22 protein-coding genes and 2 pseudogenes are annotated in these 24,124 nt (G+C 60.2%); 15 read left to right on the top strand and 9 right to left on the bottom strand.

What is annotated here, in order from left to right; genetic code table 11:
* Positions 1–47: 47 nt before the first annotated feature.
* The 5 genes and pseudogenes from BST95_RS00115 to BST95_RS00095 form a co-directional block, all read right to left on the bottom strand.
* Positions 48–935 (bottom strand): transglutaminase family protein, encoded by an 888-nt coding sequence (locus tag BST95_RS00115; protein WP_084197656.1) that lies wholly within the window; start codon positions 933–935, stop codon positions 48–50.
* On the bottom strand, positions 935–3,517 hold the full coding sequence (locus BST95_RS00110) for a circularly permuted type 2 ATP-grasp protein (protein ID WP_084197655.1): 2,583 nt from the start codon (positions 3,515–3,517) through the stop codon (positions 935–937). The genes BST95_RS00115 and BST95_RS00110 overlap by 1 nt, the downstream gene beginning before the upstream one ends.
* Before the next feature lie 70 nt (positions 3,518–3,587).
* Positions 3,588–6,940 (bottom strand): annotated as a pseudogene (locus BST95_RS00105) (transglutaminase family protein).
* Between the two features lie 28 nt (positions 6,941–6,968).
* Entirely contained in the window at positions 6,969–7,907 is a 939-nt protein-coding gene (locus tag BST95_RS00100; protein WP_084197654.1) for an alpha-E domain-containing protein, read from the bottom strand.
* A pseudogene (locus BST95_RS00095) lies at positions 7,904–9,351 on the bottom strand (circularly permuted type 2 ATP-grasp protein). Before BST95_RS00095 ends, BST95_RS00100 begins: the two are co-directional and overlap by 4 nt.
* 207 nt (positions 9,352–9,558) lie before the next feature.
* Between BST95_RS00095 and glyA the strand changes: the two are divergent.
* From glyA to ribA, 12 genes are all read left to right on the top strand, one after another.
* On the top strand, positions 9,559–10,821 hold the full coding sequence (gene glyA / locus BST95_RS00090; protein ID WP_084197653.1) for a serine hydroxymethyltransferase: 1,263 nt from the start codon (positions 9,559–9,561) through the stop codon (positions 10,819–10,821).
* Positions 10,822–10,950: 129 nt separating this feature from the next.
* Entirely contained in the window at positions 10,951–11,424 is a 474-nt protein-coding gene (gene nrdR / locus BST95_RS00085; RefSeq protein ID WP_066059638.1) for a transcriptional regulator NrdR, read from the top strand.
* A gap of 14 nt (positions 11,425–11,438) precedes the next feature.
* Positions 11,439–12,551 carry a bifunctional diaminohydroxyphosphoribosylaminopyrimidine deaminase/5-amino-6-(5-phosphoribosylamino)uracil reductase RibD gene (ribD, locus tag BST95_RS00080; RefSeq protein ID WP_084197652.1) on the top strand — a complete coding sequence of 371 codons (1,113 nt, stop codon included), beginning with the start codon at positions 11,439–11,441 and terminating at the stop codon, positions 12,549–12,551.
* A 71-nt stretch (positions 12,552–12,622) separates the two neighbouring features.
* The gene (locus tag BST95_RS00075; protein ID WP_084197651.1) at positions 12,623–13,282 is read left to right on the top strand and encodes a riboflavin synthase; all 660 of its coding nucleotides are present in this window, start codon (positions 12,623–12,625) and stop codon (positions 13,280–13,282) included.
* 44 nt (positions 13,283–13,326) lie between these two features.
* The gene (gene ribB, locus BST95_RS00070) at positions 13,327–14,436 is read left to right on the top strand and encodes a 3,4-dihydroxy-2-butanone-4-phosphate synthase (protein ID WP_084197650.1); all 1,110 of its coding nucleotides are present in this window, start codon (positions 13,327–13,329) and stop codon (positions 14,434–14,436) included.
* A gap of 18 nt (positions 14,437–14,454) precedes the next feature.
* Positions 14,455–14,928: a 6,7-dimethyl-8-ribityllumazine synthase gene (gene ribH, locus BST95_RS00065; RefSeq protein ID WP_084197649.1), complete on the top strand. Its 474-nt coding sequence runs from the start codon at positions 14,455–14,457 to the stop codon at positions 14,926–14,928.
* On the top strand, positions 14,929–15,375 hold the full coding sequence (gene nusB, locus BST95_RS00060) for a transcription antitermination factor NusB (RefSeq protein WP_084197648.1): 447 nt from the start codon (positions 14,929–14,931) through the stop codon (positions 15,373–15,375).
* A 149-nt stretch (positions 15,376–15,524) separates the two neighbouring features.
* Positions 15,525–15,920 carry an AIR synthase related protein gene (locus BST95_RS20205; RefSeq protein WP_240500236.1) on the top strand — a complete coding sequence of 132 codons (396 nt, stop codon included), beginning with the start codon at positions 15,525–15,527 and terminating at the stop codon, positions 15,918–15,920.
* Between the two features lie 8 nt (positions 15,921–15,928).
* On the top strand, positions 15,929–16,435 hold the full coding sequence (locus BST95_RS20200) for a thiamine-phosphate kinase (protein WP_240500235.1): 507 nt from the start codon (positions 15,929–15,931) through the stop codon (positions 16,433–16,435).
* A gap of 34 nt (positions 16,436–16,469) precedes the next feature.
* The gene (locus tag BST95_RS00050; RefSeq protein WP_229801897.1) at positions 16,470–16,985 is read left to right on the top strand and encodes a phosphatidylglycerophosphatase A family protein; all 516 of its coding nucleotides are present in this window, start codon (positions 16,470–16,472) and stop codon (positions 16,983–16,985) included.
* Positions 16,982–17,632 carry a retropepsin-like aspartic protease family protein gene (locus tag BST95_RS00045; RefSeq protein WP_084197647.1) on the top strand — a complete coding sequence of 217 codons (651 nt, stop codon included), beginning with the start codon at positions 16,982–16,984 and terminating at the stop codon, positions 17,630–17,632. Before BST95_RS00050 ends, BST95_RS00045 begins: the two co-directional genes overlap by 4 nt.
* A 65-nt stretch (positions 17,633–17,697) precedes the next feature.
* Positions 17,698–18,294 (top strand): GTP cyclohydrolase II, encoded by a 597-nt coding sequence (gene ribA, locus BST95_RS00040; RefSeq protein ID WP_084197646.1) that lies wholly within the window; start codon positions 17,698–17,700, stop codon positions 18,292–18,294.
* Between the two features lie 58 nt (positions 18,295–18,352).
* On the opposite strand, the gene BST95_RS00035 is transcribed toward ribA, so the two are convergent.
* Together BST95_RS00035 and xseB are read right to left on the bottom strand one after the other, a co-directional pair.
* Entirely contained in the window at positions 18,353–19,198 is an 846-nt protein-coding gene (locus BST95_RS00035; protein ID WP_084200999.1) for a polyprenyl synthetase family protein, read from the bottom strand.
* 32 nt (positions 19,199–19,230) lie between these two features.
* Complete coding sequence (xseB, locus tag BST95_RS00030; protein ID WP_084197645.1) at positions 19,231–19,449, bottom strand: exodeoxyribonuclease VII small subunit; 219 nt, start codon at positions 19,447–19,449, stop codon at positions 19,231–19,233.
* Between the two features lie 686 nt (positions 19,450–20,135).
* Here xseB and BST95_RS00025 point away from each other — a divergent pair.
* Genes BST95_RS00025 through BST95_RS00015 form a run of 3 tightly spaced genes read left to right on the top strand, consistent with a single transcriptional unit; the run spans position 20,136 to position 23,192 of the window.
* On the top strand, positions 20,136–20,894 hold the full coding sequence (locus tag BST95_RS00025; protein ID WP_084197644.1) for a class I SAM-dependent methyltransferase: 759 nt from the start codon (positions 20,136–20,138) through the stop codon (positions 20,892–20,894).
* 58 nt (positions 20,895–20,952) lie between these two features.
* A complete protein-coding gene (locus tag BST95_RS00020) occupies positions 20,953–22,050 on the top strand; it encodes a glycosyltransferase family 4 protein (RefSeq protein ID WP_169843795.1) in 1,098 nt (365 codons plus the stop codon).
* Positions 22,047–23,192 carry a CDP-glycerol glycerophosphotransferase family protein gene (locus tag BST95_RS00015; RefSeq protein ID WP_084197642.1) on the top strand — a complete coding sequence of 382 codons (1,146 nt, stop codon included), beginning with the start codon at positions 22,047–22,049 and terminating at the stop codon, positions 23,190–23,192. Before BST95_RS00020 ends, BST95_RS00015 begins: the two co-directional genes overlap by 4 nt.
* On the opposite strand, the gene BST95_RS00010 is transcribed toward BST95_RS00015, so the two are convergent.
* A complete protein-coding gene (locus tag BST95_RS00010) occupies positions 23,182–23,574 on the bottom strand; it encodes an FAD synthase family protein (RefSeq protein ID WP_229801895.1) in 393 nt (130 codons plus the stop codon). The two genes, BST95_RS00015 and BST95_RS00010, sit on opposite strands and share 11 nt — an antisense overlap.
* Before the next feature lie 46 nt (positions 23,575–23,620).
* Positions 23,621–24,079: a stealth conserved region 3 domain-containing protein gene (locus BST95_RS00005; protein ID WP_084197640.1), complete on the bottom strand. Its 459-nt coding sequence runs from the start codon at positions 24,077–24,079 to the stop codon at positions 23,621–23,623.
* Positions 24,080–24,124: the final 45 nt, after the last annotated feature.

Genomic DNA, 24,124 nt, shown 5'->3' with positions numbered 1-24,124 from the left:
GGGTTAATCTCTGGGAGGTTTTGAGACGGGGAATTCTAGCAGATTTTTTAGTCTTCGCTGACCCGGCTTACGTCGACCGAGACGTCTAGCGCCGGCGCGCTGCCACCGCCGAAAATCACACCCTTTACCGGCGTCACGTCGAGGAAGTCGCGGCCGTAGGCGGTGACGATGTGTTGGGTCTGGGCGGCAGTGTCATTGGTGGGGTCGAACTCCAGCCAACCTTCGTCCGGGCAGAAGTAGGCAACCCAGGCGTGGGTGGCATCTGCGCCCACCAGCTTTTCCTCGCCCGGCGCCGGCAGCGTCTCGATATAACCGGACACATACTTGGCGGGAATACCTACGGCGCGCAGGCAACCTACCTGCAGGTGGGCGAAGTCCTGGCAGACACCGCGTTTGTGTTCCAGTACCTCGCTCAGGGGCGTGGCAATGGTCGAGAACTCCGGGTCATAGGTGAAGTCGCTGAAGATGCGGGTGGTCAGCTCCGCCACACAGGACTTCAGTGAGCGGTCAGGGACGAATGAGGGTTGGGCGTAGTTGGTCAGTTCTTCAGTCGCAGCAATCATCGGCGAGTTCAGCAGGTACTCGCGCGCTTCCAGCGCGTGGTGCGAGCGGTTACTGCGCATGTAGTGCAGGGCCTGGGCATAGGAGATGCCGAAGTCCAGGTTGAGATCCGGTTGCGCTTCTGAAATCTGGATCTCGCTCTCGGCGGTAATCACCAGTTCCTTGTGGGCCTTCTGGATCTCAAACTGGTAGGCGTGGTTGCCGAAGTAGTCGGTGCGCGAGCGGCTCACCGCCGGCATCGGCGACACCGTGACATTGCTGTTCAGGCAGCGCTGGCGCCGCGTGTCTCGCGGCAGCACATTGGCCAGGTTGTAACAGGAGGTTACCCGGGCCGGGTAGCTGTAGCGGGTAGTGTGGCGAACCTTATACCGCATCAGCTGCCACTCCGCGTGTTGGTGAATAGCTGCTTTGGGCCACTGCGATGGTCGAAGTGTTTGTCGCTGATAAAGCGGCTGAACTCGCGCAGCAGCCCGGCCAGCTGGGTCATCAAGGTCTCCACCTCAGGGCGGCGCTTGCCCGCGACCTGCAGCAGATGCGGCACGCGGGTCAATTGCAGGGTGGTCATGGCCTCCAGCAGGCAGCGGTTCTCTTCGTCGAGTTCACCCGCCAATGGCTCGGCATTCGGTAGTTCGGCGAGGTGTTCCTGCAGGCGTTCCATCTGGAATAGCAGCGAGCGCGGGTTGGTGCGGTCCAGCAGGACCAGATCGGCACCCAACTCCAGGCCGCGTTGCTGGCGCCCGCGTCGGCGGTAGGTGATCAGCGCTTCCATCGATGTAAGCATGGCGGTCAGCAGGGTCGCCTGTTCGGTCTCTCCACACGCTTCCGAGAGCAGGCCGCGCACGGTGGCAATGGTCTGCAACGAGCGCTCGATGCGCTTGCCCATGTCCATGAACCGCCAGCCTACGCCGCGAATCATGGATTCCTGGGTAAGGCCCGCGAGGCCTGCCAGGGATGTCACGAGCGGGTCAAGGGCTTCTTCCGGCGCCGAGGCCAGGCCGCCGGACAGGTCTGCGTCGAGGTTGTCCAGAGCGTCCTGCAGGTCGTTGATGACCCGGATCGTGTCAGTGGACAGTAACTCCTTGGATTCGTCGGCCGCCAGCAGCAGGGAATTGATGGTGGAACGCACACTGCCCACCCGGTTGCCGTCGCTGATGATCTCCAGCAGTTCTTCTTCCGGATTGGCCAGTTGCTCGGGGGTGGCCGCGGTGAATCCCGGCAGGGTGTAAGTGATCTGCGAAACGGTTTCCAGCAGGATGCGTGTGGCATCCGGGGTGATGCGGTCCTCGCCATTGAGCATCACGAACACGGTGCGCAGCAGGCGCATTGAGGCTTCCGCACGCTCGGCGTAACGGCCCATCCAGTACAGATTTTCCACCACCCGGCTGGGCAGGCTGTCCACCGGCGATTCCTGGGCCAGGCGCAGGCTGTCGATGCTGGCCTCTGTCGTCACCTCACGCTCTGGCTCGGAGGCGATGACCCAGGTGTCCTTGGAAGGGCTGCCTTCCTGCATGGAGATAAGCTGGCCGTTAGTCGAGGTGCCGATACGGGTGAGGCCGCCCGGCAGCACGGTATAGGAGCTGTCGGTAGCCACCGCAAAGGTGCGCAGCAGGGTTGGCCGTGGTTCCAGATTGTAGCCGTTGAAGGCCGGCGTGTAGGGTTTGTCGAGCTTCTCTTGTGCAACGTAGTCGAAGGGGCTGTGATGGATTCGCGCCAGCAACGCGGTGCGTTGCTCCTCGTTGAGGTCGCCACCGAAGGCGCTGTTCTCGCCACTGCCGCGCCAGGCGTGTTTGATGATCAACTTGTCGATGTTGCGAGTGATGTGGGCGAGATCGGCTTCATCGCCGGCCCAAAAGGTTTTCACCGTATCCAGGCGTAAGTCGCGGCCCAGCAGGAGCGTGGCAATACCCGGCAGGTATTTCAGCAAAATCGCATTTTCAAGTGCGCCACTGCCGAGCGGATTGCAGACCACGACCCGGCCGCTGCGGACGATTTCCAGCAGCCCGGGCACACCGAGTTGTGAATCCGGGCGCAGTTCCACCGGGTCGCAGTAGACATCGTCGACCCGGCGCAGCAGCACGTCGACTCGTTTTAAGCCGTCCAGGGATTTCATCCACAGGAAACCGTTGCGCACGACCAGGTCGCCGCTTTGCACCAGCGGGAAACCGAGATAGTTGGCGAGGTAGGCGTGTTCGAAATAGGTTTCGTTCTGCGCGCCGGGTGTCAGCAGGGCCACCCGCGGCAGATCGCCAGAGGGCGAGAGTGAGGTTAGTTTGTGGCGCAGCCGTTGGTAGAAGCTGGCGATGCGGTGCACATGGCTGTCGCGGTACAGGCTGGGGAAAACCCGCGACATCACTGTGCGGTTTTCCAGCACATAGCCTGAGCCCGAGGGCGCCTGGGTGCGGTCGGACAAGATACACATCGAGCCATCCGGCCGGCGCACCATGTCCACCGCGTGCATGATTAGCTCGTGATCACCGGGCAGCTGGACACCCTGGCAGGCGCGCAGGAAGCCGCCATGGTTGAACAGTGCCTCCGGAGGGAGGGCGCCGTGGCGGATCAGGGTGCGAGGCCCATAGAGATCGCGCAGGATCAGGTTGAATAGCTCTGAGCGTTCCTGCAGGCCCGTTTCGATCTGGGACCAGTCGTCGCTGCTAATGATATAGGGAACCGGGTCCAGCTCCCAGCTGCCGCTGGCACTGCCGGGTTTGCCGTATATGTTGTAGGTGGCGCCGTCGTCGCGGAGGATGCGGCGAGCCTTTTCCTCGCGATTGCGCATGACCTCGGGCCCAAGGTCGCGCACCGCACCCAGCAGGTAATCCCAGCCGGGCTTTAACGCGCCGTCGGCGTCGCGGGTCTCATCCAGCAGACCGCCGGGCGCCGGGTAGTCCAGGGCCGAATGCAGGGTTTGTACCTGCGATTGGCCAGACTGGGGGCTGGGCGGTTGCTTGGAAATCATTGCGTGGCTTGTCCTGTTCGCAGGGGGCGAAAAATCGGCCGGTTAATATACGCAATCCCGCTGTCCGGGGCTAGCGCGGTGCGGGGCTGCGCATATCGAGAATATAGGGGTACTCGCCGGCCGGTTCCTCCGGAGGCGGCTCCATTGGGCGCGGCACCGAGTCGTTGGGGAAGAACTCGCGCAGCGCTGAAACCTCGGGCTGGGGGATGAACGGCCCCTGGGTGTGGCTGACCGTGTCGAAGCGGTTGATCCGCCGCGACTCGGCCTCGAAGGCGTTGATCGGGAAGGAATCGTAGCTGCGCCCACCGGGGTGGGAGACATGGTAGCTGCAGCCCCCGAGGGAGCGGCCGTTCCAGCTGTCGATCAGATCGAACGTCAGTGGCACATGCACACCGATCATGGGGTGCAGTGCCGAGGGCGGCTGCCAGGCCCGGTAGCGCACACCGCCGACGTATTCGCCGTGTACACCTGTTGGGCGCATGGGTACCCGCCGGCCGTTACAGGCCACCACGTAGCGGCCATCGGTCATGCCGGTACAGCGGATCTGCAAGCGCTCCACGGACGAATCTACATAGCGTGAGGTGCCAAAGCTGGTGGTTTCCTCCCCCAGTACATGCCAGGGCTCCACTGCCCAGCGCAGTTCCAGCTCCACACCGTCGAGCATGACCCGGCCGTAGTGGGGGAAACGAAATTCCTCGAACGGCAACAGCCAGTCGAGGTCGAACGCGAAACCGTGTTCACGCAGGTCGTCGACCACGAATTTCATGTCTTCCCAGAGGTAGTGGGGCAGCATGAAGCGGTCGTGCAACTCGGTGCCCCAGCGTACCAGCTGGCCGCGATAGGGTTTGTCCCAGAAGCGCGCTACCAGGCAGCGCAGCAGCAGCGCCTGGACCAGGGCCATGCGCGGGTGGGGCGGCATTTCGAAGCCGCGGAATTCGAGAATACCCAGGCGCCCGGCAGGGCCTGCCGGGGAGTAGAGTTTGTCGATACAGAACTCTGCCCGGTGGGTATTGCCGGTGACGTCAATCAACAGGTTCCGCAGCAGGCGGTCCACCAGCCAGGGCTGAGGCACTTCGCCCTCGGTCATCTGTGAGAAGGCGACTTCCAGTTCGTAGAGCATCTCGTCGCGGCCTTCGTCGACACGCGGTGCCTGGGACGTGGGGCCGATGAACATGCCGGAAAACAGATAGCTGAGGCTGGGGTGGTGCTGCCAGAACGTGATCAGGCTGCGCAGCAGATCCGGGCGGCGCAGCATTGGGCTGTCTGCCGGCGTGGCCCCCCCAGGGTGATGTGATTGCCGCCGCCGGTGCCGGTGTGGCGGCCATCCAGCATGAATTTCTCGGTGGACAGGCGCGACTGGCGGGCCTCCTCGTAGAGTGAGGTGGTGGTGGCCACAAGCTCGTCCCAATTATTGGACGGATGTACATTGACTTCGATGACGCCCGGGTCGGGGGTGACCAGCAGTTTTTGCATACGCGGATCTTTCGGCGGCTCGTAGCCTTCGATCAGTACCGGCATTTTCAGGGCGCTGGCGGTTTCCTCCACCGCGGCGATCAGTTCGACGTAGTCTTCCAGGTATTCCAGAGGCGGCATGAACACGCACAGCCGGCCGTCGCGGGCCTCGATGCACATGGCGGTGCGCACCACCTGCTCGTATTCCGGCTCTTCCAGTGGCTCGTCGGCGTTTTCACCCGCGCTCTCCTGAAAAGTCATGTCCTTGCGTGGGGCCAGTTCATCGCGGGTCTCAAACGGGTCTCGGGGGTGCTGGTAGCTGTCGATCTTCTCTGCCAGCTCCGGCAGGTCAGCCAGTGGCAGACGCAGGCCCATGGGCGAGTCACCGGGGATCAGGGTGATGCGCTCCCGTTTCATCGGCCACAGGCTGGAGCGCCAGGTTTTTTCGGCAATGGGCCAGCCGGTGTTGCGTTCCAGTGGCAGTACCAGGCCGGTAGGCACACTGAAGCCGCGTTCGATCAGGCGCGCAAGGCGCCGGCGGTCCAGGTCGTTCTCCACCTTGTGCGATAACACGTCGATGTTCTTGGGCAGGTTCTGCTCCTGCATCAGGTAGTAGAACCCGTCCTCGTAGGCGGGCTGGCTGCTGCCGCGCGGCAGACCGAGCAGGTCGCACAGCTTGCGGCCGAACTTGACGGCGTCCTTGGCGTCGCGTTGGTAATCCTTATCGACCCGGGCGAGCAGGCTGTTGTCCTGCCACAGTGGCTCGCCGTCTTTGCGCCAGAAAACCCCGAGGGCCCAGCGCGGTACTTCTTCGCCCGGGTACCACTTGCCCTGGCCGTAGTGCAGCAGCCCCTGCGGTGCGAACTGGTCGCGCAGGCGCAGCAGCAGGGTTTTCGCCAGGCTCAGTTTGTCTTCGCCCAGCGCATCGGTGTTCCACTGTTCGGACTCCATGTCGTCGATCGACACGAAGGTGGGCTCGCCGCCCATGGTCAGACGGACATCGTTGTTGTCGAACAGGACATCCACGGATTTGCCCAGGGCGAGAATGTGTTGCCACTGGTCCTCGGTATAGGGTTTGGTGACGCGAGGGTCTTCGAGCACCCGGGTGACCGTGTTGCTGAAATCAAACTTCACCTCGCACTCATCGGTTGCCCCGACAATAGGCGCGGCGGAAACGGGGTGCGGTGTGCAGGCGAGAGGAATATGCCCCTCGCTCGCGAACAGGCCCGAGGTTGGGTCCATGCCTACCCAGCCGGCGCCGGGCAGGAAGACTTCACACCAGGCGTGCAGGTCGGTGAAATCCTCGTCTGCACCGGAGGGGCCGTCCAGTGATTTTTCGTCCGGCTCAAGCTGCACCAGGTAGCCTGAAGCGAAGCGCGTGGCCAGGCCCAGGTGGCGCAGCAACTGGGCCAGCAGCCAGGCAGAATCGCGACAGGAGCCCTTGGCGAGTTTCAGGGTTTCTTCCGGGGTTTGTACACCCGGTTCCAGGCGCACCAGATATTCGATCTTTTGTTCCAGATCCTGATTCACCGCCACCAGAAAGTCGTTGATCGCGGTCTCTGATCGGTCGACCCCGGCTACCAGCTCATCGAACAGCGGGCCAAAGTCCTCTATTTCCAGGTAGGGTTGCAGCTCTTTTTTCAGCTGCTCTGGATACTCGAAGGGATAGTTCTCGGCATATTCTTCAACAAAGAAATCAAAGGGATTGATCACCGTCATGTCGGCGATCACTTCCACATCCACTTCGAACTCGGTGCATTTCTCTGGGAATACCAGCCTGGCCAGGTAGTTGCCAAAGGCGTCCTGTTGCCAGTTGATGAAGTGCTCTTGCGGCTTGATGTTGAGGCTGTAGCTGTGGATCGGCGTGCGCGAGTGCGGCGCCGGGCGCAGGCGCACGGTGTGCGGCGACATGTTCACCGCCCGGTCAAATTTGTAGGACGTACGGTGGTTGATGGCTACACGGATAGTCATTGCTTAGTTACCGCTCCGGCGGTGAGTTTCAATCGGTTTCGCTGTGGAACCAGGTGCGGCTGATCTCGGCACCGAGCTCCAGCAGGTTTCCCTGGAATTTGTCGATGAATCTGTGCGTGTCGGTTCGGCCTGCCGAGTGCGGATCAAACCGTGCCAGGCTGCGCCGCGAACGGTCGATAATCTTGAGTGCCTGGCGGCTGTTCTGCAGTGGCGCCAGGTCCTCGCGAATACCGCCGAGGCAGAATTTAAGCGAGCGGGGTAGGCTGCCGTCGCGAAAGATGAAGTCTACCACTTCTGACCGCTCCACCAGTGGGCCGATCGTGCGCCGGTAGGTTTCGTGGGCTGAAAGGGAGTCCAGCACGCTAGCCCAGATAAGTGGATCTGCAGTGCTGGGGTTGCGCTCTTCGTTCATCAGTGACCCCACGCCGGCATCGAGTACGCGCGTGGTCATATCGGCCCGTTCCAGCAGGTTGCCGATACGGATAAACCGATAGCTGTGGTCACGGCATAGCGTGGTCATCATTAGGCCATTGATCATCTGGCAGCGGCCGATCACCTGCTCCAGGAAGCCGTGGCGGTTGCGTCGGCCGACACACTTGTCGGCGTTCTCGCGGGTGTAGAGATAGAGTTCGTTGACGTGTTCCCAGACTTCAGCGGGCAAAACGTCGCGGGTGGTGCGCACGTTCTCCCGCGCAGCCTGCACCGCGCTCGCGATGCTGCCCGAATTATCGGGCTCGGCCATCAGGAAACGCAGCACATTGGTTTCGTTGGCCACCCGGTAGCGCTCGGCAAAAGTTGTGTCGGCGTTGAAGGTTTTGAGCAACACCTCCCAGCCCGGCTCCGAGCCCTCTGGAATGTCCATGATCATGTGGGTGTGGGAGCGCAGCAGGCGGGCGGTGTCTTCAGCCCGCTCCAGATAGCGCGCCATCCAGTACAGGCGCTCCGCGACGCGTGAGAGTAATCTCATTTGGAGCCCTCCACGATCCAGGTGTCTTTGCTGCCGCCACCCTGGGATGAGTTGACCACGAGCGACCCTTTCACCATGGCCACCCGGGTGAGGCCGCCGGGGGTGACCCAGGTATCTTGGCCCGAGAGAATAAAGGGGCGCAGGTCAAGGTGGCGCGGCTCTATGGTGTTGCCGCAATAAGTGGGTGCGGTAGAGAGTGACAGGGTTGGCTGGGCGATATAGTTGCGCGGGTTGTCCTCAATGAGCTTGGCGAAGGTCTTGCGCTGTTTGGCGGTGGAGTGAGGCCCCACCATCAAGCCGTAGCCACCGGACTCGTTGGCTGGCTTTACCACCAGTTTGTCGAGATTGGCCAGCACGTAGTCGCGCTCTTTCTCGATCATGCACAGATAGGTTTTCACCGAGGCGATGGCGGGCTTTTCCTTCAGATAGTAGCGAATCATGTCGGGCACGAACGCGTATACCACCTTGTCGTCGGCCACGCCGGCGCCGGGGGCGTTGGCGATGGCCACGTTGCCCTTCTTCCAGGCGCGCATGATGCCCGGCACTCCCAGAACGGAGTCGGCGTTAAAGGCCTCCGGGTCAAGGAAATCGTCGTCGATTCGGCGGTAGACCACATCCACGCGCTCGGGGCCGTCCACCGTGCGCATGTGCAGCACGTCATTGTCGTCGACGAACAAGTCGGTGCCCTCCACTAGTTCTGCCCCCATGCCCCGTGCGAGGAACGAGTGCTCAAAGTAGGCCGAGTTGTAGATCCCGGGGGTGAGCACCACGATGCAGGGGCGTTTGCGCTCCCTTGGGCTCAGAGAAGCCAGGGTCCGATACAGCTGGGCGGGGTAGTCGTCCACCGGCTGGATGCTGTAATTCTCAAACAGTTCGGGGAGCACGCGCTTGGTAATCTCCCGGTTCTCCAACATGTAGGAGACGCCGGACGGCACCCGCAGGTTGTCCTCCAGGACATAGAACTTGCCGTCCTTGTCACGGACCAGATCAGTGCCGCAGACATGCGCCCATGCACCAAAACGGGGCGAAATGCCTGCGCACTGGGGCTTGTAGTTGCCGGAATCCAGCACGATCTCGGCGGGGACAATGCCGTCCTTGAGGATGCGTTGCTTGTTGTAGATATCGTCGATAAAGGCGTTGAGGGCACGGGTGCGCTGGGCTAGGCCCGGCTCACTTTGCTCCAGTCACGGCCGCCAATCACTCGCGGGATGATATCGAACGGCCAGGCGCGGTCGATGTTCTGGCCTTCGGAGTAGATGGTGAATGAGATGCCCATGTCGCGGATCGCCAGCTCAGCGGCATTGCGGCGCGCTTCCATTTCTTCGCGGCTGAGTTTCTGCAGCAGGTTGACAGCCCTGCGGGCCGCCACGCGCGGTTTGCCAGCGTCGGTGATCAGTTCGTCAAAAAATGGGCCGGTGTCGTAGGATTTCCAGCTTTTGTTCATGTGTCCCCACAGTTATTAGTCTAGCCGAGGCATGCAAACGCCGCGCCACTCCTTAGGATATAGACGAGAGCGTTGGAAGGCGCAATTGGACCTTAGTCGAGGCAGGCCAATTTCTCCCCAAACCACCTTCTGTAACTGCGCCTTTTTCGTTAAAATGCGCGCCTTTCCAATCGGGGCCACCCCACCATTTTTTTGCGGGAGACACGCATGTTTGACAGCAACATGACCATTGAGGGTTTTGACGACGAAATCTTTGCCGCCATTGGTGAAGAGGAGCGCCGCCAGGAGGAGCACATCGAGCTGATTGCTTCTGAAAATTACACCAGCCCCCGGGTCATCGCGGCGCAGGGTACTGTGCTGACGAATAAGTACGCTGAAGGCTACCCAGGTAAGCGCTATTACGGCGGTTGTGAGTATGTCGACAAGGCCGAAGATCTCGCCATCGAGCGGGTCAAGGCCCTGTTTGGCGCCGACTACGCCAATGTGCAGCCGCACTCGGGCTCGCAGGCCAACTCCGCGGTATTCCTGGCCCTGGTTCAGCCCGGCGACACCATTCTGGGCATGAGCCTGGCCGACGGTGGCCACCTGACCCACGGCGCCAAGCCCAACTTCTCCGGTAAAAACTACAACGCCATTCAGTATGGACTGAATGCGGACACCGGTGAGGTGGATTATGACCAGGTAGAAGCCCTGGCGCTGGAGCACAAGCCAAAGATGATCATCGCCGGCTTCTCTGCCTATTCTCAGGTCATGGACTGGGCGCGCTTCCGCGAGATCGCCGATAAAGTGGGTGCCTACCTGATGGTCGACATGGCCCACGTGTCCGGCCTGATCGCCGCTGGCGTCTACCCCAACCCGGTGCCTTACGCCGATGTGGTCACATCTACCACGCACAAGACCCTGCGCGGCCCCCGCGGCGGCATCATCCTGGCCAAGGCCAATGAGGAACTGCAGAAGAAATTTAATTCTGCGGTGTTCCCCGGTGGTCAGGGCGGCCCGTTGATGCACGTGATCGCGGCCAAGGCCGTCTCCTTCAAGGAAGCCGCGAGCCCCGAGTTTGTGGAATACCAGAAGCAGGTCGTGGTGAACGCCAAGGCCATGGCAGCAACCTTTATCGAGCGCGGTATTAACATTGTTTCCGGCGGTACCGAGAATCACCTGATGCTCGTGGACCTGATCGGTAAGGCTTACACCGGTAAGGATGCAGACGCGGCCCTGGGCGCGGCTAACATCACTGTGAACAAGAACGCGGTGCCCAATGACCCCCGTTCGCCCTTCATTACCTCAGGCCTGCGCGTAGGTACGCCTGCCATCACCACGCGCGGTTTTGGCGCGGAAGAAACCGTACAGCTGACCCACTGGATGTGCGATGTGCTTGAATCGCTGGAGAACGGCAATTCCGAGCAGGTGATTGAGGAAGTCAAAGGCAAAGTTCTGGAAGTCTGCGCCCGCTTCCCGGTCTACAAGTAACCCCGCCTCAGACAACCCTGGGGTCAGGTCTTATTTTTCTGAAACAGCTGTTTCAGAAAAATAAGACCTGACCCCAGGGTTTTTGTTAAATTGTGTTATCCTTCAAGCAGTTAGCAGGGGAGAGCTGATATGCATTGCCCATTCTGTGGCGCTGAAGACACCAAAGTGATTGATTCCCGCCTCGTGGCCGAGGGGGACCAGGTGCGTCGCCGTCGCGAGTGCCTGAGTTGTGCCGAACGCTACACCACCTATGAGGTGGCGGAGCTGGTGATGCCGCGGGTGATCAAGCAGGACGGTACGCGCGAGCCTTTCAATGAAGACAAGCTGCGTGCCGGCTTTCTCCGCGCTTTGGAAAAGCGCCCGGTGTCGGTGGAAGACATCGAGGCCGTCATCCACAAGATCAAGAACGCCCTGCGCGCCACCGGTGAGCGTGAGGTGAAGTCGCTGGTGCTGGGCGAACTGGTGATGGACAACCTCAAGAAGCTCGACAAGGTGGCCTATGTGCGGTTTGCCTCGGTATATCGCAGCTTTGAGGATATCTCTGAATTCAAGGCCGCCATCGACGATTTGCAGTCAGAGCCCAGCCACGAACCCGCCAACTGATTCCGCTCCTCGCCATGAGCACTGAATTTGATACCCGCATGATGGCCCGCGCGCTGACCCTGGCGCGGCGCGGCCAATACAGTGCCAAGCCCAACCCGCATGTGGGTTGTGTGCTGGTGCGCGACGGCGAGATTATCGGCGAAGGCTATACCCAGCCCGCGGGCGGCAACCACGCCGAGGTGCAGGCACTGCAAGCCGCCGGCGATGCCCGGGGCGCCACAGCGTATGTCACCCTGGAGCCCTGCTCCCACGTGGGCAAAACCGGGCCCTGTGCCGATGCCCTAGCTGCGGCTGGCGTCACCCGGGTGGTGGCGGCCATGCAGGATCCGAACCCGATAGTGGGTGGCAATGGTTTTGAAAAGTTGCGCGCTGCAGGTATTGCCGTCGAGTGCGGTTTGCTGGAAGCGGAAGCCGAACGCGTGATTCCCGGATTTGTGTCGCGCATGCGTCATGGCCGTGGGCGAGTGCGGGCCAAGCTGGCGATGTCGGTCGATGGCCGCACGGCCATGGCCTCTGGCGAAAGCCAGTGGATTACCGGCCCCGATGCCCGGACGGACGTGCAGCGTCTGCGGGCCATGAGCTGCGCCATCCTGACCGGGGTCGGCACGGTGCTGGATGATGATTGCTCACTCACAGTTCGCGCCGAAGAACTGGGCCTGCCTGCACAGGAAGCGGCGCTCGCAGCACAGCGCCAGCCACTGCGCGTGGTGATGGATTCCAGGCTGCGCACGCCGGCTGATGCCAAAGTGTTGGATGGAAGTGCTCCCACATTGGTGTGCCACGATGCTGCGATCACCCCATCCCCGGCGCTACAGGCCACGAGCGCCGAGTGGCTGCCCCTGGAACGAGGCCGCCAGGGCCTGGATTTGTCCACCATGCTGGACCAATTATCCACGCGGCAATGCAACGAAATTCTGGTAGAATCTGGCCCCCATTTGGCTGGGGCCATGCTCCAGGCGGGACTGCTGGATGAATTAATCATCTATATGGCCCCCACCCTGATGGGCAGTAACGCCATGCCCCTGCTGCAATTGCCGCTGGACCGCATGGCCCAGAAAGTGCCGTTGCTGATTGAAGACATTCGCGCCGTGGGCCGCGACTGGCGCATCACCGCCGTACCGGGCTAGCGCATTACGCGAGCCGGTCGCCAGGCACTGCAGCTTTCGGCTGCGATTAACGTTTTTTGAGAAGGTAGATTATGTTCACAGGCATTATCCAGGCCGTTGGCGAAGTTGCCGCGATGCAACCCTCCGGGGGAGACCTGCGCCTGCGCATTCACACCGGCAAACTCGACCTGGGCGACGTGGCTCTGGGCGACAGCATCTGCACCAATGGCGTGTGCCTGACTGTTATCGAACTGCCCGGCGACGGCTACTGGGCCGATGTCTCGGTAGAGAGCCTGAACTTTACAACGCTGGGCGATCTCAAGCCCGGCTCCAAGGTTAATCTCGAAAAAGCGCTGACACCCGCCAGCCGCCTCGGTGGCCATATTGTGAGTGGCCATGTGGATGGCGTGGGTGAAGTGGTGAGCCTGCATGAGGATGCGCGCTCGATCCGCTTTGTGCTCCGCGCCCCCGATGACCTGGCCCGCTACATTGCCCACAAGGGCAGCATTACCGTGGACGGCACCAGCCTCACGGTGAACGCGGTGAATGGCGCCGAGTTCGACCTGAACATTATCCCCCAGACCATGGCAGAGACGGTTTTTGGCGATTACCAGCCGGGCACCCGGGTGAACCTGGAAGTGGACGTGATTGCGCGCTACCTCGAGCGTCTGATGCAGGGCGACGATGCGGCCAAGCCCGGTGCGGGCTCGCTGTCGATGGCCACTCTCGCTGAAAACGGATTCCTGAAATAACAGCAGAAGCCGATCACCGGCTTTTGTGAATTGTGAAAATGACTATGCAAGTAAACACTGTTGATGAACTGATTTCTGACCTGCGCCAGGGTCGCATGGTAGTGCTGTTGGACGATGATGCCGACAGCCACAATGAAGGCGTGGTAATGGTAGCTGCCGAGCACGTGGATGCCGACCAGGTGAACTTTATGGCCCGCAAGGCCCGTGGCCTGGTGTGCCTGACCCTCACTGAGGAGCGCTGCCGCCAGCTCGACCTGCCACCCATGGTGGAAGATGCCATGGGCGAGAAGTCCAACTTCACGCTGTCCATCGAAGCCACAGTCGGTATCGATACTGGCATTTCCGCGGCAGACCGGGCGCGCACCGTGCACGCCGCCGTGGCGCCCCATGCGGTGCCGGGCGATATTGTGCAACCGGGCCATATCTTCCCCCTGGAAGCACTGCCGGGTGGCGTGCTTACTCGCGCGGGCCATACCGAAGCCGGCTGCGATTACGCCCGCCTGGCAGGCCTTTTGCCTGCGGCAGTGATTGCCGACATTCTTACCGATGACGGCACCCTGGCCGATGGCCCGGCGCTGGTAGAGTTCGCTGCCAAGCAGGGCCTGAAAATCGGCACCGTGGCAGACCTCATTCACTTCCGCATGGTGAACGAGCGCACTATTCGCAAAGTGCGTGAAGGTAAGGTGAATACCGCTCACGGTGAATTCAACCTCACCGCGTACCGCGACCAGACCGCTGGCGACGTGCACCTGGCCCTGTCCATGGGTGATATCAGCGAGGCCGAACCCACGCTGGTTCGGGTGCATGTGCAATCGGCCCTGCGCGACCTGGTGGGCAGTGAGATCGAAGACCAACCCACCTGGAGCATGGCCCGCTGCATGCAGACCGTGGCCGAGGCTGGCAAAGGTGTGATTGTGCTGCTGGCCCGCGAAGAAGGGCCCGAGCAGTTGCTGAACAGCATCGACATGGCGCTGGGCGAGGAATTTACCGCCGGCAGCGGTAGCGCCGTGTATAACACCGTGGGTCTGGGCTCCCAGATTCTGCGCGACCTGGGGGTGGGAAAAATCCATTTGATGGGCGCCCCAATCAAGTACAATGCGCTCTCGGGTTTCGACCTCGAGGTGCTGGATTTCGTCAGCCCCAAGGCCGACTAAACGGACAAGGAAACCAACATGAACGACATCAAGACCATCGAAGGCGACTTCACCAGCGGCAAAGGCGACTACACCATTGTGGTTGGGCGCTGGAACAGCTTCGTGGTAGAGCACCTGCTGGAAGGCGCGCTGGACTGCCTGCGCCGCCACGGTGTGAGCAAAAGCCAGATCACCATTGTGCGTGCACCCGGCGCGTTCGAGATTCCGCTGGTGTGCAAGCAGATTGCCGCCAAAGGCAAAACCGACGCCATCATCGCCCTCGGCGCCGTGATTCGCGGCGGCACCCCGCACTTTGAATACGTGGCCGGCGAATGCACCAAGGGCCTGGCCATGGTGAGCATGGAGTACGCTGTGCCTGTGTCCTTCGGCGTACTGACAGTGGACACCATTGAGCAGGCCGTAGAGCGCTCCGGTACCAAGGCCGGCAACAAGGGCGAAGAAGCCGCCATGTCTGCCCTGGAAATGGTCAGCCTGATGGGCAAGATCGACTAAATGAGCAAGCAGCCTCACAACACCCTGGCGGCGGAGCGCCGCAAGGCCCGGCACTATGCAATGCAGGCCTTGTACCAGTGGTACATGGCCAGCGCCCCGCTGAACGATATCGAAGCGGAATTTCGGGCCGAGTATGATTTCGCTCACGTTGACCTGGAGTACTTCCAGGCGGTGCTGCACGGTGTGCCCACCTGCGTGGACGAACTCGAGGCGATTTTCGAGCCGCTGCTCGACCGCAATATCGATGACCTGGACCCCATTGAGCGTACCCTGTTGCGCATGGGTATCTGGGAGCTCAAAGAGCGCATTGATGTGCCCTACAAGGTGGCCATCAACGAGGCCGTGGCCCTGGCCAAGAAGTTTGGTGCCAGCGAAAGCCACAAGTACATTAACGGTGTGCTCGACAAGGCCGCGCGGGAATTGCGCCAGGCTGAGACCGGCGTCTGAGATCGCCCCCGGCGAACTCATTGTGATCAGGGGCAACTCATCGTCATCCCTGCGAGCGTACCGTCATCCCGGCGAATTCATCGCTATCTCGGCGCACTCATCGTCATCCCGGCGAAGGCCGGGATCCAGAAACCCTGCGGCCCAAACCCATGCCCAGTGAATTCGACTTAATCTACCGCCACTTCGCCCACCTGGGCGCCGGCCCTGCCGTCGAACTGTCCGTGGGAGACGATTGCGCCATCCTCAAGCTGGAACCCGGCGAACGCCTGATCACCTCGTTGGATACCCTGGTGGAAGGCGTTCACTTCCTGCCAGACACTTTCCCTGAAATTATCGGCTACCGCGCCGTTGCCACTGCGGCATCGGATCTCGCTGCCATGGGCGCCCGCCCGCTGGGCATGACCATAGCGCTGACCTTGCCCGATGCTGAGGAATTCTGGGTGCACAGTTTCAGCCAGGGTCTGGCCGAGGCTGTGTCTGAATATTCACTGCCCCTGGTGGGGGGGATACCACCCGCGGCCCTCTCACGGTCAGTGTGCAGGTAATGGGCGCAGTGCCTGTAGACCAGGCACTGCTGCGTTCTGGCGCTCAGGTAGGTGACGAGGTGTATGTATCGGGCACGCTGGGTGATGCCGCAGGTGGCCTGGCATTTCTGCAGGACGAGTGGCGCCCCAGCCGCGATGCCGCCGCTTATCTGGTAGAACGCCACGAGCGGCCCACCGCTCGCCTGGCCCTTGGTCAGCAATTGCTGGCGGTGGCCACGGCGGCCATTGATATATCCGATGGCCTGTTGGCAGATGCCGGGCATATTGCCGCTGCCAGTGGCGTAGCCATCGAGCTGGAATCCGCGGCGTTGCCCGTATCGCCTGCGTTGGCAGAGGCCGGCGAGCGGGCCATCACCTGGGCGCTTAACGGCGGCGATGATTACGAGCTTTGCTTCACGCTGCCGACAGGTGTGCCAGCGCCTGAGGGCTGCGTGCGCATAGGTACGGTCGTGGCCGGTGAGGGCGTTCAGATCGATGCCGATATTGACACCGGCGCCGGTTACCAGCATTTTTGACCTCGTCATTCCCGCGTAGGCGGGAATCCAGGAAATGCAGACACAGGAAATCATGCCCGATTCAATATCACCAAACCCGCTGAAGTCTCCCATCCAGTTCCTGGCCTTTGGCCTGGGCTCGGGCCTCGCGCCGAAGGCGCCGGGCACTTTTGGCACCATTGCCGCGGTGCCCCTGTTCTGGCTGCTCTCGCACCTGAGCCTGGAGATGTATACCGTAGCGCTCGTAGTGGCCTTTGTTGCCGGCATCTGGATTTGCGACAAGGCCAGCAAAGAGTTGGGCGTACACGATCATCCGGGCATTGTCTGGGATGAGTTCGTCGGCTACTGGCTGACCATGTGGGCGCTGCCTGCCGACTGGGTGTGGATGCTGGCCGGCTTTGTGGCGTTCCGCATTTTCGATATCGCCAAACCCTGGCCGATTGGCTGGCTGGACAAGCGCGTGGATGGCGGCCTTGGCATTATGATTGATGACATTGTGGCGGGGCTGATGGCCTGCGGTGTGCTGCACATAGCTCACACCGTCATCCCCGCGCAGGCGGGGATCCAGTGATTCGTTTGCTCGCAACAATCCTGCTGGCAGCAGCCCTGCTAAGTGCACCCCTGCGTACGATTGCCGACCCTCATATCGAGATTGAAGGTCTGATGCCCCCCAATGCTGCCGTGGTCAACGTCGATGGCCAGCGCAAAATGGTCAAGGTGGGGCAGACCTTTCAGGGCGTGACCCTGATCGCCGTCTACACCCGCACCGCCACCCTCGAGGTGGATGGCAATGAGACCGTGGTGGGGCTCTCCCGCAAAGTAGGCGCTAACTACCAGCCACCCTCAGAGCAGGTGGTGACCATTCAGATCAACCCCTCGTTGCAGTACCGCACCAACGCCACCATTAACGGCCGCCAGGCCGAAGTGCTGGTGGATACCGGCGCCAATGTGATGGCGATGAACCTCGGTGAGGCGCGGCGCCTAGGTGTGAAAGCTGAAGATGGCTCACCCACCCGGGTGGAAACCGCCAGTGGCAATGTGCGCGCCTACCTGGTGAACCTCAAGGCCGTGGATGTGGGCGGCATCAAGGTGAATAACGTGCAGGCCGCGGTGCTGGAGGGTGATCAGCCCTCTACGGTGCTGCTCGGCATGACCTGGCTAAGACATGTTAAAATTGAAGAAAAACAGGGGGTTATGACCCTCACCAAGGGCCCCTGATACACCCTCGCGCCCCTTGCCCCAAACCTGTTAGAATACGCGCCCTTTTGCACGGATACGCCCCTTTGGTTGCACGATACGTAGAATCCTCCCGCCTCCCCACTGCCTGGGGTGTGTTCGATATGCATGGCTTTGAGGACGTGGAATCCAACAAGGAGCACATTGTCCTCACCATGGGCGATGTCGGCGACGGCGCTCCCGTGCTATCCCGTGTGCACTCAGAATGCCTCACTGGCGATGCCTTCTCCAGCATGCGCTGTGACTGCGGCCCCCAGCTCGATGCCGCTCTGGAGGCCATTGCCAAAGAGGGCAGGGGTGCGCTGTTCTATCTCCGCCAGGAAGGCCGCGGCATTGGCCTGCTGAACAAGATTAAGGCTTACAAGCTACAGGATGCTGGTGCGGATACCGTAGAGGCGAATGAGCAATTAGGTTTCGGCGCGGATATGCGTGATTACAGCATTCTCAAGCCCATGATTCACCACCTGAATATCACCGCTGTGCGTCTGATGACGAATAACCCGCGTAAAGTGAAAGCATTGGAAGAGCACGGGGTGAATGTGGTGGAGCGGATTGCGCTTCATACCGGGGCGAATCCGCATAATGAGAAGTATCTGAGCACCAAGGCGGGGAAGTTGGGGCATATGATGGATGAGACGGGCTAGGCCCAGTCTGTTCTCTACTTCACTCGGTGATGTCGGGGGCAAGCCGCCCCAAAGTCACTTATCGATCCCTCTCCACGATATATCGGGCCAGGTCACGGAGTTGGTCCGCTGAATCCCCAAACATTTCCAGTGCATCGATAGCTGCCTGTAGCAGGCGCTTCGCCTCGGCTTTGGCGCCGTCGAGACCCAGGAGTTTCACATAAGTCGGTTTATTGGCTTCAGCGTCTTTGCCCGCTGTTTTGCCGAGCGCTTCCGCGTCACCTTCCACATCCAGAATGTCGTCGACAACCTGAAAGGCCAGCCCGATGTGCTTGCCGTACTCGTCCAGCGCCGCCAACTGCTCGTCTGTGCCATTGGCAGCAATGCCACCCAGGGCGAGAGATGCGCGGACGAGGGCGCCGGTCTTCATCTCGTGCATGGCCTGGAGTTCTTCCAGGGTCATGTCGGAGTCGACGGCCTGAATGTCGATGTATTGGCCGCCGACCATGCCCTCAAAACCGGATGCTTGGGCGAGCACTTTAATCATGCGCACTTTTTGCTCTACTGATAGATCCGGGGCATCGGCGAGTAGTTCGAAAGCTCGGGCCTGGAGGCCATCGCCCACAAGAATGGCGGTGGCTTCGTCGAAAGCCTTGTGAAGAGAGGGCTTGCCACGACGCATATCGTCGTCGTCCATGGCGGGGAGGTCGTCGTGGATTAGGGAGTAGGTGTGGATTAGTTCCAGAGCGGAGACAGGGACCAAGTTGATCGAACCGGGTGTTATTGTCGAGAATGCAAGGTAGGCTAGGGCCGGCCGTACTTGCTTGCCACTTTCCTCCAATGCGTAGCTGCACACTGCTGCCAGATCGGGGATTAGAAGATCAAGAGGGAGTTGATCTTTCGGGTTTAGTCGACACTTTTGCATAAATGCGGTAAGCACAGTTATAGCAGCCACTATCAGCTTTCTTCTTCGCCAAAGGCGGTATTGCCGAGAATATGAACTTTTTGCTCTGCGTTGGAGATGTCAGCCTGAGCTTTACGGATAAGATTAATTCCCTCTTCGTACTCTGCCAGCGACTTTTCAATTGATTGGTCTTCGGACTCAAGATTTTTGACGACGGTTTCCAAACGTTGCAGCCGGTCCGCGAGGGTTTCAGGTAGATTTTGTTTTTCCATGGGAGTGAAATGATTCTTGTTTGTTGGGGGCAGTATAACACTATTGATTTCTACGATAATGGTGATCCTTTATATCTGTACATTCGGGCTGCTTGACCTAAGTGCCTGCGTGTTTGCAAAGGGTCAGTGCCTAAAGGAGATCAGCATGCAGTCAAATCGCAGGGTTTGGGTGATCATTTGTGCGTCGTTATAACTTTCCATTCAGGCTGCATCGTCATTTAATAGACGCTTCAGCTCATCTGGACCTGTAACTCTGCCTGATTGTTTAGAAAGCATCTTGGGACGCGTCGCCAAGGTGTTCAGTAATATCTCCTTTCATTGATCGAGAATCTGTTGTCTGCGCCTAGAATAAACACTAGCTGGCTTCAGGTTACCGAGCGATTCGTGGTAGCGTTCGCTTTTTTGCCCCCCCCAGATACGTTGTTCCAAGTTTCCCGGAAAAGGTTTATACCGCTCTTTCACGAACTCAATTGGTGTTATCATTTTTGCTTAGGCTTAGCGGCCATTTCGAGACAATTTACGACCAAGACGGTATATAGCGTTTTTATCTGGGACTCGGGGCGTGGAATTGATTTTCAATATCAGTATGTTACCGCGATTATGCGCTGGAGACCGGATTAGACTGGGGTGGGGATATTAGCTTCAGATGCTAGTGCATATACAAAAATAATTCTGGTGAGAGGCACATGGATCGGGATTACCAGTACAACTATTCGGCGTTGAAACCCTCCGTGTTCAATGCCGAGGGGCGCGAGCGCAAAGCGAGAACCGTACTCAAAGTGTGCCAGGATTACCTGGCACGTGAGGATCTCACGGATCTCACCCTCCTGGATGTCGGCAGTTCCAGCGGTATTATCGACAACCTTCTCGCTGACTACTTCGGCACTGTCTTCGGCGTCGATATTGATGAGCCCGCGATGGCTCACGCCAGGGAGACCTTCGCCAAACCCAACCTCCACTTTGCCGCCGGCGATGCCATGGCGCTCGAGCAGGACGATGCCAGCGTCGACGTGGTGGTGTGCTCGCATGTCTACGAACACGTACCGGACGCCAGCCAGATGTTTCGGGAAATCTACCGGGTCCTGAAGCCCGGTGGTTTCTGCTATTTCTCAGGCAACAATCGCCTGATGTATATGGAGCCCCACCACAAGCTACCGTTACTGTCGGTCATCCCAAGACCAATGGCACACTATTACCTGCGTGCCGCGGGCAAAGGCGACTTCTACCACGAGAAGCACGTCAGCTATTGGGCGCTGCGCAAACTGTGTGAAGCCTTCAATTTCAGCGACTACTCGGCACGGGTGATCGCAGAACCCACCCGATTCGGCGTTGACTATATGCTGCCTCCCGGCAGCCTGAAACACCGTCTCGCCCACTTCGTGGCCCGAGGCCTGCCCTGGCTGACACCACACATCTGGGTACTGGCAAAACATGGCCAGGACTGAGCCTCACAAACCCCGGGTTCTGCTGATTACGCGGAATCTACCGCCGCTTGTCGGCGGAATGGAACGGCTCATCCTGAATGCCGCCCTGGGCATGCGGCACTACCTCGACCTCACCGTCATCGGCCCGGCTGGCTGCGAGCAGCACCTGCCAGATGACACGACCGTTTTTACGGCGCCATCCTCCCTCGCCGGCTTCATGTCCAGTGGCCTTGCCCACGTCCTGCGCCATTGCCGCCGCGATCGTTTCGAGCTCATAGTGGGCGGCAGCGGCCTTGCAGCGCCCCTGGTTGCACTGGCCAGACGGCTGTGTGGCGCAAGATCGCTGATCTTCCTGCACGGCCTCGACCTGGTCGTTAACAGCAAACCCTACCAGTGGCTGTTTCTGCCCTCCATTCGCAACGCGGACCACCTCATCGCCAACAGTGAGAATACTCGCCAGCTGGCAACGGGTCGGGGAGTACAACCGGCGCGCATTACCGTGATCAATCCCGGTACCGATCTACCCTCCGGCCTCGACGAGGAGCAAATAGCAGCATTCAGGGAGCGTCACGCTATTCCCTTTGAACGCTACCTGCTGTTTGCCGGCAGGCTGACGAAGCGCAAGGGCCTGTCGCACTTCCTCAGGCACGGCCTTCCGCGTGTACTTGAGGCCACCAAGGGAGTGGGCATGCTCGTCGTGGGGGAAAACCCCAGTGACGGCCTGACCCGCAATGGTGACCAAGGAGAAACCTTGAAGGCCGTCGAGGCGTTGCAGCTGGCGCCTCATATCCACTTCGTCGGCGCCGTCGATGACGATGATATGTGGCTGGCCTTCGCCAGCAGCGCTGCCCACGTGTTTCCACTGGTCGAGGTTCCCGGTGATGTAGAAGGTTTCGGCATGGTCGCTGTCGAAGCCGCAGCCAGCGGCACACCGACCTTCGCCTTCGATCTTGGCGGTGTGGCCGACGCGGTCAGCGCAGGCAGCGGACGCCTGCTACCGGCCGGCGATTACGAAGGACTTGCCGATGCAATTATCCAGGATCTGCAAGTACCCACCTTCACCGCAGATGCCTGCCGGGACCATGCGAGCCGCTATGCATGGCCGCACTACCAGTCGTCCCTTGAGCAAGCGATCAGCGCCCTGCTTGGCCAACCACAGGGTGCTCCGCGCGCATGAAAATCGACAAAACACGGCCCGATCACTGGCTGATGCTGGCCCTGCAGGGCGGTTTCTCGCTGCTGATCGTAGCGCTGCGATGGCTCACCCCACGGTCAAAACGGCCGGTGGTTGCGCTCTACGGCCACCAGTATGGCGGCAACCTGAAGGCAATCTACGAGTACCTGGCAAGCCACTGCAGCGACCAGGTTGATCCGCGTGTCCTCCTCCTCGACCGGCAGCAGGCTCACCGCTTAAGGGCGGATGGCATCCGCACGCTGTCCTGCACCAACCTGTTCGACATGCTGCAACTCGTGAGGTGTCGCGTGCTGGTGAGCGATCATGGCCTGCACGCGATGCTCCCCCTCGTCCACCTGACTGACATTCGATTTGTCGACGTCTGGCACGGGATTCCCTTCAAGGGGTTCGTACCGGATGACTTCAAGCTACAACACCACTATGACGAGAGCTGGGTGACTTCGCCCCTGCTCGAAGATCTGTACGTGCAACGCTTCGGTTTCAGGCAACAGCAAGTGCACAGTCTCGGTTATGCCCGCACGGATCAGCTATTCAGCGCCGAGGCCCGACCCGCCGACAAGCAGACGACCGTGCTCTATGCGCCCACCTGGCGCCAGGACGATGCCGGCCGTGAACTGTTTCCCTTCGGCCTCGAGGGTGCGGCTTTTATTAGAGCCATCGCCGCTACTTGTGACGCGTACGGGGCACGACTGATCATCCGCAGCCACCTGAATGCCGAGATCCAGGAGACGGGATTAAGCAACGTTGAGTTCCGCCCACAGAAAGCGTATCCGGACACCGAGGCGTTGCTGGCCGACACCGACATACTGCTTTGCGATTGGTCGTCTATCGCGTTCGACTTTCTTTGCCTGCAGCGACCCATGCTGTTTATCGACGTACCCCCACCCTTCAAAAACGGATTCTCACTGGGCCCCGAATACCGTGCGGGAGCTGTCGCATCGACAATGACCGAACTGGTAGCGACACTGGAAGAGTTTCTGGACAAGCCCCGCACGTTCACCGCTCGCTACGGCGCCATGCAACGCGAAATACTCGATGCTCTCTATGCAGAAGACACTCGCGGACGAGCGGCAGCGCTTCAATCTGCGCGCGTGCTAAGGCTGGCCGGGACCACTACACCCTGATTTTTTCTATCACTTCGGTGGTGGAAATCGCAGGCGTGCGAGGCAGGTAGGCAACCTCACAAAGATCACTGAACTGGTCAAACTTGCCTTTCCAGTCATCACCCATCACCAATATGTCGGCGCCATAGCGCTGGATGTAGTCCGCTTTCAATTCGAGCGACTCTTCCAGAAACACTTCATCCACACAGGACAACGCCCGAATGATTTCCGACCGCTCTCCTTCACTGTAGACGGGAGGCCGCCCCTTTTTAGCTTCGTTCAGGGCATCGGTAGACACACCGACGACCAGCCGATCTCCGAACGCGGCCGCTCGCTCCAGGATACGCAAATGACCAACGTGAAACACATCGAACGTACCGAATGTAAGAACTTTTTTTGCCACACTATCTCCCATCTGAACGTCGCGCCTCAAACCGCACGCCGCCCCGTCAATTAAACATCCTGTCCAGAAGTCGAACAACGATCCGATCGCGTAATCCACCGAACAACTTCATCGCCCTGACCTCATTCAGGCAGCAGGTCTGGTATTTACCTCTCCGTAATGGCGACAGGGGATGCACCAACAACAGGAACAGGGGATCGCCAATATCCACGTAACGACAGCGGATATCGCGCAACTCTGCCCGTCCTGTCGCATGGCAATAGTAAGCATGCATGCTGGTCGCCAGGGGAATATCCTCCCGATGGCGAAACTTGCGTGCCCGCGTGGCATTCACCAGATCGGGATATCTGTCTTCTATCTCCTGCAGGGTGCTCCGGCGCAATGCATAGGGCGCGTGATGCAGGCGTTTCTCTGGCCTGTAACCGAGGTCTCGCTCGATCAGGCGACAGGCGTTCAGCGCGCCATGTTCAAAATGGGACAGTGGTGGCTGCGTCTCGTAGGGCATGTCGTGCCTGGTAGGAAAGACACAGGGATGACGTTCCGGCGTAAA

The organism is Halioglobus japonicus, from assembly GCF_001983995.1.
Lineage (GTDB): Bacteria > Pseudomonadota > Gammaproteobacteria > Pseudomonadales > Halieaceae > Halioglobus > Halioglobus japonicus.
The sequence above is the reverse complement of the archived record's forward strand: the minus strand, read 5'-3'. Positions and strand labels throughout refer to the sequence as shown.

Excerpts from the sequence above, each read along its gene's own strand:
- BST95_RS00115 (WP_084197656.1), bottom strand. The coding sequence starts at position 935 with ATGCGGTATAAGGTTCGCCACACTACCCGCTACAGCTACCCGGCCCGG.
- BST95_RS00110 (WP_084197655.1), bottom strand. The coding sequence starts at position 3,517 with ATGATTTCCAAGCAACCGCCCAGCCCCCAGTCTGGCCAATCGCAGGTA.
- BST95_RS00100 (WP_084197654.1), bottom strand. The coding sequence starts at position 7,907 with ATGAGATTACTCTCACGCGTCGCGGAGCGCCTGTACTGGATGGCGCGC.
- glyA (WP_084197653.1), top strand. The coding sequence starts at position 9,559 with ATGTTTGACAGCAACATGACCATTGAGGGTTTTGACGACGAAATCTTT.
- nrdR (WP_066059638.1), top strand. The coding sequence starts at position 10,951 with ATGCATTGCCCATTCTGTGGCGCTGAAGACACCAAAGTGATTGATTCC.
- ribD (WP_084197652.1), top strand. The coding sequence starts at position 11,439 with ATGAGCACTGAATTTGATACCCGCATGATGGCCCGCGCGCTGACCCTG.
- BST95_RS00075 (WP_084197651.1), top strand. The coding sequence starts at position 12,623 with ATGTTCACAGGCATTATCCAGGCCGTTGGCGAAGTTGCCGCGATGCAA.
- ribB (WP_084197650.1), top strand. The coding sequence starts at position 13,327 with ATGCAAGTAAACACTGTTGATGAACTGATTTCTGACCTGCGCCAGGGT.
- ribH (WP_084197649.1), top strand. The coding sequence starts at position 14,455 with ATGAACGACATCAAGACCATCGAAGGCGACTTCACCAGCGGCAAAGGC.
- nusB (WP_084197648.1), top strand. The coding sequence starts at position 14,929 with ATGAGCAAGCAGCCTCACAACACCCTGGCGGCGGAGCGCCGCAAGGCC.
- BST95_RS20205 (WP_240500236.1), top strand. The coding sequence starts at position 15,525 with ATGCCCAGTGAATTCGACTTAATCTACCGCCACTTCGCCCACCTGGGC.
- BST95_RS00050 (WP_229801897.1), top strand. The coding sequence starts at position 16,470 with ATGCAGACACAGGAAATCATGCCCGATTCAATATCACCAAACCCGCTG.
- BST95_RS00035 (WP_084200999.1), bottom strand. The coding sequence starts at position 19,198 with ATGCAAAAGTGTCGACTAAACCCGAAAGATCAACTCCCTCTTGATCTT.
- xseB (WP_084197645.1), bottom strand. The coding sequence starts at position 19,449 with ATGGAAAAACAAAATCTACCTGAAACCCTCGCGGACCGGCTGCAACGT.
- BST95_RS00025 (WP_084197644.1), top strand. The coding sequence starts at position 20,136 with ATGGATCGGGATTACCAGTACAACTATTCGGCGTTGAAACCCTCCGTG.
- BST95_RS00020 (WP_169843795.1), top strand. The coding sequence starts at position 20,953 with ATGGAACGGCTCATCCTGAATGCCGCCCTGGGCATGCGGCACTACCTC.
- BST95_RS00015 (WP_084197642.1), top strand. The coding sequence starts at position 22,047 with ATGAAAATCGACAAAACACGGCCCGATCACTGGCTGATGCTGGCCCTG.
- BST95_RS00005 (WP_084197640.1), bottom strand. The coding sequence starts at position 24,079 with ATGCCCTACGAGACGCAGCCACCACTGTCCCATTTTGAACATGGCGCG.